The following is a 13,435-nucleotide window of genomic DNA, read 5'->3' as shown; positions in this document are numbered from 1 at the left end:
AAATAATATTTGTTTGGTTTCTTTTTAAATAGATATTGATTTTTATGGGAATGGATTTACATGGTTCTTTAAAAAAGTATTTTGGATTTAACACCTTTAAAGGTTTACAAGAAAAGGTTGTTGAAAGTGTTGTAAATGGAGAAAACACTTTTGTGATAATGCCAACAGGTGGTGGTAAATCTTTATGTTATCAACTACCAGCATTAATGAAAGAAGGAACAGCAATTGTAGTTTCTCCTTTAATTGCTTTAATGAAAAACCAAGTTGATGCTATTAGAGGTATATCAGAAAACGATGGTGTAGCACATGTATTAAATTCTTCGTTAAATAAAACTGAAGTAGCTAAGGTTAAAGAAGATATTTCAAATGGCATTACAAAATTACTTTATGTTGCTCCAGAATCTTTAATAAAAGAAGAATACGTTACTTTTTTACGTACACAAAAAATTTCTTTTGTAGCAATAGATGAAGCTCACTGTATTTCTGAATGGGGTCATGATTTTAGACCCGAATATAGAAACCTAAAACATATTATTAAAGCAATCGATAATGTACCTGTGGTTTGTTTAACAGCTACTGCAACAGAAAAAGTACAAGAAGATATTTTAAAAACTTTAGGAATTACTGATGCTAATCGTTTTAAAGCTTCTTTTAATAGGCCTAATTTATTTTATGAAGTAAGACCAAAAACGAAAGAAGTAGAGAAAGATATTATTCGATTTATTAAACAAAGACCAGGGAAATCTGGAATTATTTATTGTTTAAGTCGTAAGAAAGTAGAAGAAATTGCTCAAATTTTACAAGTTAATGGAATTAATGCTGTGCCTTATCATGCTGGTTTAGATGCTAAAACTAGAGTAAAACATCAAGACATGTTTTTGATGGAAGATTGTGATGTGGTAGTAGCAACAATTGCTTTTGGTATGGGTATAGACAAGCCAGATGTAAGATTTGTGATTCATCATGACATACCCAAAAGTCTAGAAAGTTATTATCAAGAAACAGGTAGAGCAGGTAGAGATGATGGAGAAGGATATTGTTTAGCATTCTATGCCTATAAAGACATTGAAAAGTTAGAGAAGTTTATGGCCAGCAAACCAGTTGCTGAACAAGAAATTGGTCATGCATTATTACAAGAAGTCGTTGGTTATGCAGAAACATCTATGAATAGGCGTAAATATTTATTACACTATTTTGGAGAAGAGTTTGATGAGAAGAATGGAGAAGGAGCTGACATGGATGACAATTCTAGAAATCCAAAGAAGAAACAAGAAGCAAAAGATGATGTTGTCATATTATTAAATGTTATAAGAGACACTTTACAAAAATATAAAGCAAAAGAAATAGTTAACACTATAATTGGTAAAGAAAACGCTTTATTAACCTCACATAAAACTCATTTACAACCATTTTTTGGGATAGGAAAAAGTAAAACTAGTTCTTATTGGATGGCTCTTATTAGACAAGTACTTGTTGTAAACTTTATAAAGAAAGAAATTGAACAATATGGTGTTGTAAAAATTACTGAAGAAGGTGAAGCTTTTCTAAAAAATCCTACTTCATTTATGATGACATTAGATCATGAATATAATGAAGAAAATGATAATACTATAATCACAAATTCTAAATCTTCTGGAGGTGCAGCTGATGAAAAGTTAGTTAAACTATTAAAAGATTTACGCAAAAAAGTAGCTAATAAACAAGGAGTACCACCTTTTGCTGTTTTTCAAGATCCTTCTATAGATGATATGGCTCTTAAATATCCTATTACCATGGATGAACTTTCTAAAGTACATGGTGTAGGAGAGGGTAAAGCTAGAAAATTTGGAAAGGATTTTGTAAAATTAATAGCTGATTATGTAGAAGAAAATGATATTCTAAGACCAGATGATTTAATTGTAAAAAGTACAGGAGTCAATTCTGGTTTAAAACTTTTTATTATCCAGAATACAGATAAGAAACTTCCTTTAGATGATATAGCAAAATCTAAGGGTTTAGAAATGAGTGAACTTATAAGAGAAATGGAAAGAATCATCTTTTCTGGAACGAAATTAAATATTGATTATGCTATTGATGACTTGTTAGATGAAGATCAACAAGAAGAAATTCATGATTATTTTATGGAAGCAGAAAATGATCATATTGAAGAAGCTTTAGAAGAATTTGATGGTGATTATGATGAGGAAGAATTACGTTTAATGAGAATTAAATTCACAAACGAAGTAGCTAACTAAACTCATCTTACAGAGTCAAAAGAGTTAGTGCTAGACCCAAAACTATTGCAGCAAATTTCTTTAGATTAAATTTGTGATTTTCAGTACTTTCAAAAAGTATTATGGTTGAAATATGTAAAAATACACCAATGATTAAAGCTGTGATTTCTGTTTTGTAATTACTAAAAAAGATTACTTTCTCACCTAATAATACACCTAGAGGACTCATTAAACTAAATAAGAGTAAAAAAGAAACTATTATTTTTTTAGAATATTTAGCTTGTAATAAAAAGCTTGTTAATACGATAGCTATTGGTATTTTGTGTACTAAAATTGCCCATAATAAATTTTGATCAGCAGAATGAATAGGTAACCCTTCTGAAAAAGCATGTATACAAAGACTTACAAATAATAATAAAGGAAACTTTTTTCCATCTGTATGAATATGAATATGCCCATGTTCAGCTCCTTTAGAAAAAGATTCAAGTATAGATTGTAATATAATACCAGCCAAAATAAAAATTCCTGAAATAGTAAAATTAGCATCTACAGTATATACTTCTGGTAATAAATGTAAAACTGTAACAGATAATAAATAAGCTCCACTAAAAGCTAATAATAAACGAGTTAAGTTTTTGTTAGGCTTTATAAGAAGCACTAAAATAACTCCTAAAAGAACTGAAAATATTAATAAAAAATAACTCATTTTGCTACAAAAATTAGTCTATCTGAATTTTCAGAATCAAATTTATTTAATTTATAATCACCAAAAATTTCGGTAATTGTAAATCCTACTTTATTAAAATAATCTTTCATTTTTGAGATATCTAAAAATTTAACTCTTTCTGTGTAAGAATGATTTTTTCCATCTGCAAAAAAAGATATATTTTTTAAAATAAACCCGTCTTTAATTTCTCTTTTTATATAAAATGTTATGTCTTCTACTTTTTTAACTTCTTCTTTTACTAGAGTGTTTTTAACTTTTATGGCGTTTAAAAAATCAAAAACAAAAAGACCATTTTCTTTTAACCCTTTTTTAATGTTTTCTAAAATTAGTAAATCTTCATTGTCATCTTCAAAATACCCAAAACTAGTAAACAAATTAAATACTGCATCATACTTATTATTAAAGGGTTTACGCATATCATGAACTCTAAATTGTAAAGATTCATTTTCAAATTGTTGAGCAAATTTTATACTATTCTCTGCTAAATCTCCTCCAGTCACTTTATAACCAAGAGAATTTAAAAAAACTGAATGACGCCCTTTACCACAAGGTAAATCAAGAATATGAGTTGTTTTTGGTAAAGACAAAAATGCAGTAATGTTTTTCATAAACAACTGAGCATCAATATCATTTCTATGTTTGTATAATGTATGGTAATATGGTGTGTTAAACCAATCTGTAAACCAGTCTTTTTTCTTCATCTCTTTTTTAGAAGTCGTAAAAGTAATTAATTCTTACTTTAGAAAAAATATCTGACTTGTTATATATAACTTTGCAACATGGATAAGGATTTTAAAATGGTAGCAACTACACTTTTTGGTTTAGAAAGTGTTTTAGCTAAAGAACTTAAAGATTTAGGTGCACAAGATGTTAAAGAAGCTGTTAGAAGTGTTTCTTTTAGAGGTGATAAAGGTTTTTTATACAAAGCAAATATTGCTTTAAGAACTGCTGTAAGAATTCTAAAACCCATTAAAACTTGTAAAGTTTATGACGAAGAAGATTTGTATGAGGCAATTCAAAAAATAAAATGGGAAAAATATTTAGATGCTGAAGGTACTTTTGCAATAGGAGCTGTTGTTAATTCTAAAAATTTTACCTCTAATTCACATTATATTTCTTTAAAGTCTAAAGATGCAATTGCAGATTATTTTAGGCATAAATATCATAAAAGACCTAATGTAGACTTAAAATATCCTGATGTAAAAATTCATATACATATTCAAAAAGATTGGCTAACTGTTTCTTTAGATTCCTCAGGAGATTCTTTACATAAAAGAGGCTACAGAACAGCAACAAACATTGCACCAATTAATGAAATCTTAGCTGCAGGAATGGTTTTATTATCTGGTTATACAGGTGATGAAAACTTTATAGACCCTATGTGTGGCTCTGGAACTATTTTAATTGAAGCTGCAATGATTGCTAATAATATTCCTGCTAATATTAATAGAAAACATTTTGCTTTTGAGAATTGGAAAGATTATGATGAAGATTTATATTTTATAATTCAAGATTCTTTATTAAAGAAAATTAGATCTTCTCATTTTAAAATTATGGGCTTTGATAAAGCACCTTCTGCAGTGCAAAAAGCAAGACAAAATATAATATCTGCAAATTTAGAGGAGTTTATTGGTGTGCATCATGTAAACTTTTTTAATTCTACTAAAGAAGTTTTTGGAAATACTACTATTTTGTTTAATCCACCTTATGGAGAACGTTTAAATATAGATATTCCTGAATTTTACAGAAAAATAGGAGATACTTTAAAACACAATTACCCTGGTTCAACTGGATGGTTAATTACTTCTGATGTTGATGCTTTAAAGCATGTAGGTTTAAGAACATCTAAAAGAATTGCTTTAAAGAATGGAGATTTAGACTGTAAGTTTGTAAAATATGAATTATATGAGGGTTCTAGAAAGGTTAAAAAAGCCACTTAATTTCCTCCAATCCAAACATCAAATTCTTTAATTGAGTAATAGGTTGTTAAATTTCCATTTTCATTGTATTCAGAAATTCTAGTTTTAGGATTTTTCATTACAGCCTCAATCCATTTTTTATTTTCTAAATAATCTTGGTAACTATAAAAACTTTCTGGTTCATCAATATCTTTAATTGTTAAATGATGTTCTTGATGACAATACTGCCATTTTAATCCTCTTTTATCAAAAGGAAATGGTTTATTAATTTTTGGTTTATAAAAAGTAACATCATAAAAATCTATAAATTCATCTATAGCACAAACAACTTGACATTTAGAAACATCTTCAGGAAAAAACCAAATCTTTAAATAATAAGGTTTATTTAAAGAATCTAATTGATTTTTCCAGCTATTGTAGATTTCAAAAATACCCTCAATAATTTTTTTTCTAGTCTTATTTTTTGGGGGTTTAAACTCACTATTTAAGACACTAATATTAGAGTAAGGTTGTACCCAAACTTTTACATATTCTCTTTTTCTACTTTGTAGGTATTCTAAATCTAATTTTTTATTGTAAGAAACCCAACTATCTATGTTTTTCCAAATTTTATGATGCCCTCTAATCTTTTTGTAACGAGTCATTAATTTATGCTTTTAAAACTAAACTTGACCATTCTTTTGGCTGTTCTAGCATTAAAAAATGCCCACAGTTTTTCATCCAAAATATTTTATTATCAGATATTTCTTTATGTAATAATTCTGCAATTTTAGGAATTGCAATTGGGTCATTTTCTGCCCAAATTATGGTTGTATTAATACTAGTCTCTTTTAAAGCACCAACCCATCTATACCAAAAATAATAACGCTCATTAATATAATTTGTAAGTAAGTGTATTACATTTCTACCATTATTATATTCTAATTGAAGCCACATTTCTTTTAATTCTTCATCTGTAACTTTAGTTTTATCAAAATATACATTTCTCATGTTTCTTTTAAAAATAGGATAGTTTGTTAGTCTTGCAACCCATTTACCTGTATATTTATTTTTAAGTAGTTTTTGAATAGTTCTAAGTTTTGAGAATTCTATATGAATGCTTCCATTAGATAAAATTAATTTATCTATTTGTAAATGAATTTGTTGTTTATTATGTCTTGCAATTATTTCTGTACAAACACTAGTGCCATAATCGTGTGCTAATAAAACTACTTTTTTTAAACCTAATTGTTTCCAAAGTTGTAAAGCAATATCTGCTTGTTCTATTAAAGAATAGGAAAAGTCCAATGGTTTTTCAGAGAAACCAAACCCTAAATGATCATGAAGTATAACTCTATATTTTTTAGCTAATTGAGGTAAAACCTTATGATAATCGAATGAAGAAGTAGGATAGCCATGTAAAATTACTAAAGTCTCTTTTTTAGAATCTGATTGATTTTCAGAATCAATCATAAAAATTGTTCTATTAAAAACTTTTGTGTATTTACCTAATTTTTCCCAATTTTTACTTGTCAAAATATTTTTTTTAATAAAAATAAGGATATATTTTTGAAACACTAGCCATTTAAAACAGCAGATATAAATTCTTTAGGTTTTTCTAGCATTGGAAAATGTCCTGCATCATTAATCCAATGAATGTGATTAGCTTGTACTTTGTTTTCAAGATTTAAGGGAATAATTTCATCTATAAGTGGATCTTTTTTACCCCAAATAATTCTAATTGGCACTGTAGTTTCTTGTATTGCTAAAGACCATCTATTCCAAAATATTTTTCTTTCTCTTAGATAGTTATATATAAAATTAATTACTTTTCTACCATGATTGTATTCTAATTGAAGCCACATTTGCTTTAATTCTTCATCAGTTATATTAGCATTATCAAAAAATATTTCTTTCATTGTTTTTTTGTAAACTCCAAAAGAAGCTAACATGGTTATAATTTTTTTTGAAACTTCTGATTTTAAAGAATCTTGAGTATCTAAAAAATTAGAATGATTTATTGGTAAATTACCATTGCAATAAATAAACTCTTTTATTTGCAATCCTAAAACATTAGCATTTTTTCTAGCTAATATTTCTTGAACTATTGCAGTTCCATAATCATGACCTAAAAAAGTAATATTTCTTAAACCTAATTGTTTACAAAATTCTAAAATGTAATCTGCTTGATCTACGCTTGTAAAATAATAATCAAAAACTTTATCAGAAAAACCAAAACCAATTAAATCTGGTATAATAACCCTATATTTTTTTGAAAGTTCATCAATTACTTTATTATAATCATAAGAAGATGTAAGGTATCCATGAAGAATTACTAAGCAATCTTCACTTTCGCCAACATCAATTGTAAAAATTTCTTTATTAAAAACAGGAATAAATATCCCTTTATTTTTCCAACTTTCAGCAGTTCTTATATTTTTATCTAGAGCTAAATCCATAATTAAAACCTTCTTTTAACATCGAAATTAAAAACCAAATTCATCCAATTTTTAGGATTTTCAATAATTGAGTAATGTTTGTCATTTTCTATCCAAACTATTTTTTCATTTTGGTTTTCTGTTGCCATAACAATGGCAATTTCTTTAACTGCAATAGGGTCGTTTTTCTCCCAAACTATTTTAATCGGAATTTCAGATTCTTTTAAAGCTTCTGTCCATCTATGCCAAAAAGTATAACGTTCGTTAATAAAATTACTTAATAAATGAATTTCTTTTTGTCCTTGAGAAGTATTCATTTGATCCCATACATTATTAATATCATATTTATTATTTAAATGTGGGTCTAATGAATTACTTTTAATTTTCTTTTTAAATTTTTGGTAGCTATTACTTGTTAATCTAGCAATAAATTTTCCTAACTTTTTGTTTTTAAGTAGGTTACCCATATTTCTTAAATGCAGATGTTCGAGTCGCATACTACTGTTACACAAACAGATTCTTCTAATTTTTAAAGGAATTAAGTTATGGTTTTTGCGAGATAATATTTCTTTAGCTACAGAAGTTCCATAATCATGAGCCAAAATTGAAACTTCTTTAAGTCCCATTTTATTCCATAATTGTAAAGCTATATCAGCTTGGTCTATTAAAGAATAGGTTAAAGAATCAGGCTTATCAGAAAATCCAAAACCTAAGTGATCATGAATAACTACTCTAAAATGTTTAGTTAGTTCTGGTAATACTCTAGAATAATCGTAAGATGATGTTGGATATCCATGAAGAATTACAATAGTTTCAGCATATTCGCCTTCATCAATTACGAAAATTTGCTTGTTAGAAATTGTATAAAATTTTCCTCTTTCTTTCCAATTATCGGAAGTAATCATAGCTGGGGGAATTAAAAGATAATTATTTAGTTTAAAGATACTAAATTTTATTTAGTTTTGATTTTAGTATTGTTAAAAAAATTATAAGATTTACTTTATAGACGTCATATTACCTATCCCAATTCAAAAAACATTTACGTATAGTATAAATGAAGAGGAGTATAATTTTTTAAAAGAAGGAATGCGTGTTGCTGTTTCTTTTGGTAAAAGTAAAATCTATACAGCTTTAGTTTATAAAATTCATAATAATGAACCCACATTGTATGAAGCCAAAGAAATACATCAAATTTTAGATGAATTTCCAATAGTAAACAAAATACAATTAAAACATTGGCAATGGATAGCTGAGTATTACATGTGTGCTTTAGGAGATGTATATAGAGCATCTTTACCATCAGCTTTTTTATTAGAAAGTGAAACTATAATTTATAAAAATGAATCTTTTACAGATGAGTCTGTTTTAATTGATGATGAGTTTTTAATTTTTGAAGCTTTACAACATCAATCACAATTAACCATTCATCAAATTGTTGATATACTTGATAGAAAAAAAGTAATGCCAATTGTAAATAGTTTATTAAAAAAATCAGCTATATACATTAAAGAAGAAATTTATGAAACCTATAAGCCAAAGTTAGTTAAATATGTAAAATTACATTCAGATTACAATGCTGATGATTCATTAAATACTTTACTAGAAGAACTTTCTAGAGCAAAAAAACAAAGAGAGGCTATATTAACTTATTTTCAATTATCTACTTCAAAAAAACCAATTAAAGCTAAAGAATTAGAAACAAAATCTAATGTCTCTTCAGCTATTTTAAATTCTTTAGTAGATAAAAATATATTAGAATTTTATCATTTAAAAACAGATCGAATACATTTTAAAGGTGATACAAATTCATTAAAAAAATTAAATGAGTTTCAAGAAAAAGCATTAATTGAAATAAAAGATGCTTTTTTACAAAAAGATGTAACTCTTTTACACGGAATTACAAGTTCTGGTAAAACAGAAGTGTATACAAAACTTATTCAAGAGATATTAGATAAAGGACAACAGGTGTTATTTTTATTACCTGAAATTGCATTAACTACGCAAATAATAACTCGTTTACAAGCTTATTTTGGTAAACAAATTTCAGTTTTTCATTCAAAATACTCTATGAATGAAAGAGTAGAAGTTTGGAATAATGTTTTGGAAAATAAAAGTAAAGCTCAAATAATTTTAGGAGCACGTTCTTCTTTATTTTTACCATTTTCAAATTTAGGTTTAATTGTTGTTGATGAAGAACACGAAACTTCTTACAAACAATTTGAGCCAAATCCAAGGTACAATGCAAGAGACGCAGCTATAGTTTTAGCTAAAATGCACCAAGCAAAAATACTATTAGGTTCTGCTACACCTTCTTTAGAAAGTTTTTTTAATGCCCAGCAAAATAAATATGGTTTTGTTGAATTAAATAGACGTTTTGGTAACGTTCAATTACCAAAAATTGAATTAATTGACATTAAAGAAAAGCATAGAAAAAAGGAAATGAAAGGTCATTTTTCTGATAGATTGCTTGTATTAATTCAAGAAGCTTTAGATGAAAAAGAACAAATAATTCTCTTTCAAAACAGACGTGGGTTTTCACCAATTGTAGAATGTAAAACTTGTGGCGTTTCTCCACAATGTCCTAACTGCGATGTTTCTTTAACGTATCATAAATATAAAAACGAATTACGCTGTCATTACTGTAATTATCAAAGAGCAATGCCAAATAACTGTTCTGCATGTGGCAGTAATACATTAGACACTAAAGGATTTGGTACAGAACAAATAGAATTAGAGCTTAAAGAACTATTTCCTGATTATAGTATTGGACGAATGGATTTAGATACAACAAGAGGAAAATTCGGATATCAAAAAATAATTGGTGCTTTTGAAGCTAGAGAAATAGATATTTTAGTTGGAACACAGATGTTATCTAAAGGGCTAGATTTTGATAACGTTTCTTTAGTGGGAATTTTAAATGCTGATACTATGCTTAATTTCCCAGATTTTAGAGCTCATGAAAGAGCTTATCAATTAATGGTACAAGTTTCAGGAAGAGCAGGAAGGAGCAAAAAACAAGGTAATGTAGCAATACAAACCTATAATCCTTACCATCAAATATTACAACAAGTTTCTACAACAGATTACCAAGCTATGTTTAAAGAGCAATTGCAAGAACGTTGGCAATTCAAATATCCTCCTTATTACAGATTGATTAAAATTACTTTAAAACATAGAGATTATACAAAAGTTGATTCAGGTATTAATTGGCTATTTAAAGCCTTATACAATTCTTTTGGAGAGCATGTTTTAGGCCCAACAGCACCTGCAGTTGCAAGAATTAGAAATCAGTATATAAAAAATGTAGTAATCAAAATCCCTCCTAAACAAAGTTTAGCGAATACTAAAAATCAAATTCAAAAAATTAAAAATACTTTTGAAGCTGTTAAAGAATTTAGACCAATTCGTTTTATTATAGATGTAGATGCTTATTAATTAGTCTATATTTCTAATAGTCTAAACTATCAGTTTTCTTAATTAAACAAAATAAATACAAAAAGTTTTAAACTTAAAGCAACCATTTTAAAACTTTGGTAGTCTATATATTTGTAAGGCAATAAAAACACATAATAAGAGGCTTGAAAATTATAAAATTGCATAACCAAGAAAAATCGTTAATTAAAAAAGCGATTTCCAACAATAGAGAAGCGCAAAAACAATTGTTTGAGCAATATTCTCCAAAAATGTTGGGGGTTTGCAGGCAATATGTAAAAGATTTACATCATGCAGAAGATTTATTATTACAAGGATTTTTAAAAGTTTTTACCAACTTACATAAGTTTAAACACGAAGGTAGTTTTGAAGGTTGGATTCGTAGAATTATGGTAAACACTTGTATTTCTTACCTACGTAAAAAAAATAGAATTGATTTATCTGATGAAGATTATGTGTTTAATGATTCAGCTACAGAAAGTTTAGAAAGTACAACTGTAGAAGATATTCAAAAACTAATAGATCAATTACCAGAAGGTTACAAAATGGTATTTAATTTATTTGCCATAGAAGGTTATAAACATTCAGAAATAGCACAACAACTAAACATTTCTGAAAGTACATCAAAATCGCAACTATTTAAAGCTAGAAAAATGTTGCAAGAAAATTATATAAAAATGAATAAAGCAGTTCATGAAGACAAATAAACTAGATAAAATTATTAAAGAAAAGTTTGAAAACAGAACTTTTACTCCATCTACTTCTGCTTGGGAACGTTTATCTGTTCAATTAGACGAACAACCAAAAGAAAAAAAAAGAGGGTTGTTTTTTTATATCAGTATAGCTGCAAGTATTTTACTATTGGTTTCTATTGGTTTTCAAATTTTTACTACAGATGATAATAAGGCTATCCCTATTAAAGAAGAAATTGTAATTAGTCCTTTAGAAAAAGAGGTTATTAAAGAAAAAATTGATAAAGTTTTTGAAGAAGTTCCTGTTGAAGAAGCTATTGTTAAAAAAAATGAAATCAAACCTAAGGAAACCTCAAAAGTTTCAGCAAATGTATCCAAAAGGGAGAGTTCTACAACAAAAAAAATAGTGATTGATCCTATTAGTAATAATGATAAAATCATTGCAAAAGTTGATAAGAAAGAAATTCTAAAAAACAACAATAAAGATATCTCAGAATTTAAACAGTCTTTACAATTTAAAGAAATCGAAAAAGACCCAAATAGCACTATAAAAATAAATGCAGACGATTTGCTTTTTGCAGTAACACATTCACAGAAAGAGGTAAAAGCATACTATGCAAAATATCAAATAAACAGAGATGATGTTTTAAAAACGATTAAAAGTGAGCTCAAAAAATCGAATTTAAAAGTTAAGCCTGAAACCATTTTAGCTGAAGTAGAGCGCTCTATAGATGACGATGATTTTCAGAATAACTTCTTAAAAAACTTAAAACGAAAAGTCTCTGATATTGCAACTGCAATCGCAAGTAGAAATAATTAAACAAAAATCTTAAAAACATAAAAAAATGAAAAGAATACTACTAATTCTAGTGTTGTTGTGTACAACTATAGCATATACTCAAGAAAAAACTTTTGAAAAAGAAGTGAGTAAAATTTCTAAAAGAATTGAAATGATTACCAAACAACAAAAAGATTCTTTAAAACAAAAAGTTATAGAAATTGATAAAAAATTAGGGAAAGGTGAAATCACAAAAACAACAGCAGATACTCTTAAAAAAGAGGTTGCTGCTTATCATGCAAGAAGAATTGAAAAATTAGTTGGTGAACAAGAAAGATTATTACAATTATTGGTGCAAGACAAAACCAATGGTAAAATAGCCAGTGTAGAAGAAAATAAAAAAGACAAATTTGAAGATGAAGACAATGTGTTTTCTATTGGAAATAAAATATTTCGATTTAATATTTCTGAAGGAGATAAAGGCGAAAATGAAAAAAGAAGAAAAAATAGATGGGAAAGAAAAAATAAATACCAAAGAAGTACAACAACTCAATTTGTTTTTGCAATGGGTATAAATAATGTTTTAGTGGATAATGATTTATCTTCTTTAAACAATTCAAATTATCAAGTAGGACGTTCTCGTTTTTATGAACTAGGATGGACATGGAAAACACGATTAAACAATAAACCTTCTCAATTTTACTTAAAATATGGTGTATCCTTTTTATGGAATAATTTAAGATTAGAAGGCAATCAAGTTCATGTTAAAAATGGTGATATGACAGAAATTCAAACTTTTGCTAACCCTTTGTCAGAAAGTAGGTTACGTCATGTACAAATGAATTTTCCAATGCATTTAGAGTGGGATTTATCTAAAAACAGAGTTTATAATGATGGAAGAATAAGAGATAGAACAAATAAATCTGTGAGGTTTGGATTAGGAGGTTTTGTTGGATTTAAATTAGGTACAAGACAATACTTAGAATATAGAGACAACAATAATGTTTCTGTTGAAGAAGTTCAGTATGATAATTACAACATGAATGTATTTAATTATGGAATAAGTACTTATATTGGTTATAAAGATGTAAGCTTGTATGCTAAATATGATTTAAACCCATTGTTTAAAAATACTGAAATTAGAAACATTTCTTTAGGTGTTCGTTTAGATTTAAATTAGTAAATCAATAAAATAAATCTTAAAAAAAACATATTATATATTTTACATTATTAAAAAATTGTAAAATCATAAAAATA

Annotated in this window: 12 protein-coding genes; 6 read left to right on the top strand and 6 right to left on the bottom strand. The window is 27.1% G+C overall.

Annotated elements, in window-relative coordinates; translation table 11 throughout:
- Window positions 1–50 precede the first annotated feature (50 nt).
- Window positions 51–2,234 (top strand): RecQ family ATP-dependent DNA helicase, encoded by a 2,184-nt coding sequence (locus ACFOWD_RS10770; protein WP_377410994.1) that lies wholly within the window; start codon window positions 51–53, stop codon window positions 2,232–2,234.
- A 7-nt stretch (window positions 2,235–2,241) separates the two neighbouring features.
- On the opposite strand, the gene ACFOWD_RS10765 is transcribed toward ACFOWD_RS10770, so the two are convergent.
- Together ACFOWD_RS10765 and ACFOWD_RS10760 are read right to left on the bottom strand one after the other, a co-directional pair.
- The gene (locus ACFOWD_RS10765; protein ID WP_377410464.1) at window positions 2,242–2,919 is read right to left on the bottom strand and encodes a ZIP family metal transporter; all 678 of its coding nucleotides are present in this window, start codon (window positions 2,917–2,919) and stop codon (window positions 2,242–2,244) included.
- The gene (locus tag ACFOWD_RS10760; RefSeq protein ID WP_377410462.1) at window positions 2,916–3,641 is read right to left on the bottom strand and encodes a class I SAM-dependent methyltransferase; all 726 of its coding nucleotides are present in this window, start codon (window positions 3,639–3,641) and stop codon (window positions 2,916–2,918) included. Before ACFOWD_RS10760 ends, ACFOWD_RS10765 begins: the two co-directional genes overlap by 4 nt.
- Before the next feature lie 78 nt (window positions 3,642–3,719).
- Here ACFOWD_RS10760 and ACFOWD_RS10755 point away from each other — a divergent pair, with 78 nt between their 5' ends.
- Complete coding sequence (locus ACFOWD_RS10755) at window positions 3,720–4,880, top strand: THUMP domain-containing class I SAM-dependent RNA methyltransferase (RefSeq protein WP_377410460.1); 1,161 nt, start codon at window positions 3,720–3,722, stop codon at window positions 4,878–4,880.
- On the opposite strand, the gene ACFOWD_RS10750 is transcribed toward ACFOWD_RS10755, so the two are convergent.
- The 4 genes from ACFOWD_RS10750 to ACFOWD_RS10735 are packed head-to-tail and all read right to left on the bottom strand — an operon-like array spanning window position 4,877 to window position 8,181.
- Window positions 4,877–5,503, bottom strand: coding sequence for a hypothetical protein (locus tag ACFOWD_RS10750; protein WP_377410458.1), 627 nt, complete (start codon window positions 5,501–5,503; stop codon window positions 4,877–4,879). The genes ACFOWD_RS10755 and ACFOWD_RS10750 overlap by 4 nt on opposite strands.
- Window positions 5,504–5,507: 4 nt before the next feature.
- Complete coding sequence (locus ACFOWD_RS10745) at window positions 5,508–6,374, bottom strand: alpha/beta fold hydrolase (protein WP_377410456.1); 867 nt, start codon at window positions 6,372–6,374, stop codon at window positions 5,508–5,510.
- Window positions 6,375–6,415: 41 nt separating this feature from the next.
- Window positions 6,416–7,297 carry an alpha/beta fold hydrolase gene (locus tag ACFOWD_RS10740; RefSeq protein WP_377410454.1) on the bottom strand — a complete coding sequence of 294 codons (882 nt, stop codon included), beginning with the start codon at window positions 7,295–7,297 and terminating at the stop codon, window positions 6,416–6,418.
- A 2-nt stretch (window positions 7,298–7,299) separates the two neighbouring features.
- A complete protein-coding gene (locus ACFOWD_RS10735; protein ID WP_377410453.1) occupies window positions 7,300–8,181 on the bottom strand; it encodes an alpha/beta fold hydrolase in 882 nt (293 codons plus the stop codon).
- A gap of 88 nt (window positions 8,182–8,269) precedes the next feature.
- Here ACFOWD_RS10735 and priA point away from each other — a divergent pair, with 88 nt between their 5' ends.
- The 4 genes from priA (at window position 8,270) to ACFOWD_RS10715 (ending at window position 13,358) form a co-directional block, all read left to right on the top strand.
- Complete coding sequence (gene priA / locus ACFOWD_RS10730) at window positions 8,270–10,711, top strand: replication restart helicase PriA (protein ID WP_449301192.1); 2,442 nt, start codon at window positions 8,270–8,272, stop codon at window positions 10,709–10,711.
- Window positions 10,712–10,854: 143 nt separating this feature from the next.
- Complete coding sequence (locus ACFOWD_RS10725) at window positions 10,855–11,415, top strand: RNA polymerase sigma factor (protein ID WP_298992899.1); 561 nt, start codon at window positions 10,855–10,857, stop codon at window positions 11,413–11,415.
- Window positions 11,402–12,220: a hypothetical protein gene (locus ACFOWD_RS10720; RefSeq protein WP_377410450.1), complete on the top strand. Its 819-nt coding sequence runs from the start codon at window positions 11,402–11,404 to the stop codon at window positions 12,218–12,220. Before ACFOWD_RS10725 ends, ACFOWD_RS10720 begins: the two co-directional genes overlap by 14 nt.
- Before the next feature lie 25 nt (window positions 12,221–12,245).
- Window positions 12,246–13,358 carry a hypothetical protein gene (locus ACFOWD_RS10715; protein WP_377410448.1) on the top strand — a complete coding sequence of 371 codons (1,113 nt, stop codon included), beginning with the start codon at window positions 12,246–12,248 and terminating at the stop codon, window positions 13,356–13,358.
- The last annotated feature ends 77 nt before the right edge of the window (window positions 13,359–13,435 follow it).

Source organism: Polaribacter marinivivus (assembly GCF_042651285.1).
Lineage (GTDB): Bacteria > Bacteroidota > Bacteroidia > Flavobacteriales > Flavobacteriaceae > Polaribacter > Polaribacter marinivivus.
Note: the sequence above shows the minus strand (reverse complement) of the source record. Positions and strands in the feature narration are given on the sequence as shown.

Coding starts and splice junctions, on each gene's coding strand:
- ACFOWD_RS10770 (WP_377410994.1), top strand. CDS start 51: ATGGATTTACATGGTTCTTTAAAAAAGTATTTTGGATTTAACACCTTT.
- ACFOWD_RS10765 (WP_377410464.1), bottom strand. CDS start 2,919: ATGAGTTATTTTTTATTAATATTTTCAGTTCTTTTAGGAGTTATTTTA.
- ACFOWD_RS10760 (WP_377410462.1), bottom strand. CDS start 3,641: ATGAAGAAAAAAGACTGGTTTACAGATTGGTTTAACACACCATATTAC.
- ACFOWD_RS10755 (WP_377410460.1), top strand. CDS start 3,720: ATGGATAAGGATTTTAAAATGGTAGCAACTACACTTTTTGGTTTAGAA.
- ACFOWD_RS10750 (WP_377410458.1), bottom strand. CDS start 5,503: ATGACTCGTTACAAAAAGATTAGAGGGCATCATAAAATTTGGAAAAAC.
- ACFOWD_RS10740 (WP_377410454.1), bottom strand. CDS start 7,297: ATGGATTTAGCTCTAGATAAAAATATAAGAACTGCTGAAAGTTGGAAA.
- ACFOWD_RS10735 (WP_377410453.1), bottom strand. CDS start 8,181: ATGATTACTTCCGATAATTGGAAAGAAAGAGGAAAATTTTATACAATT.
- ACFOWD_RS10720 (WP_377410450.1), top strand. CDS start 11,402: ATGAAGACAAATAAACTAGATAAAATTATTAAAGAAAAGTTTGAAAAC.
- ACFOWD_RS10715 (WP_377410448.1), top strand. CDS start 12,246: ATGAAAAGAATACTACTAATTCTAGTGTTGTTGTGTACAACTATAGCA.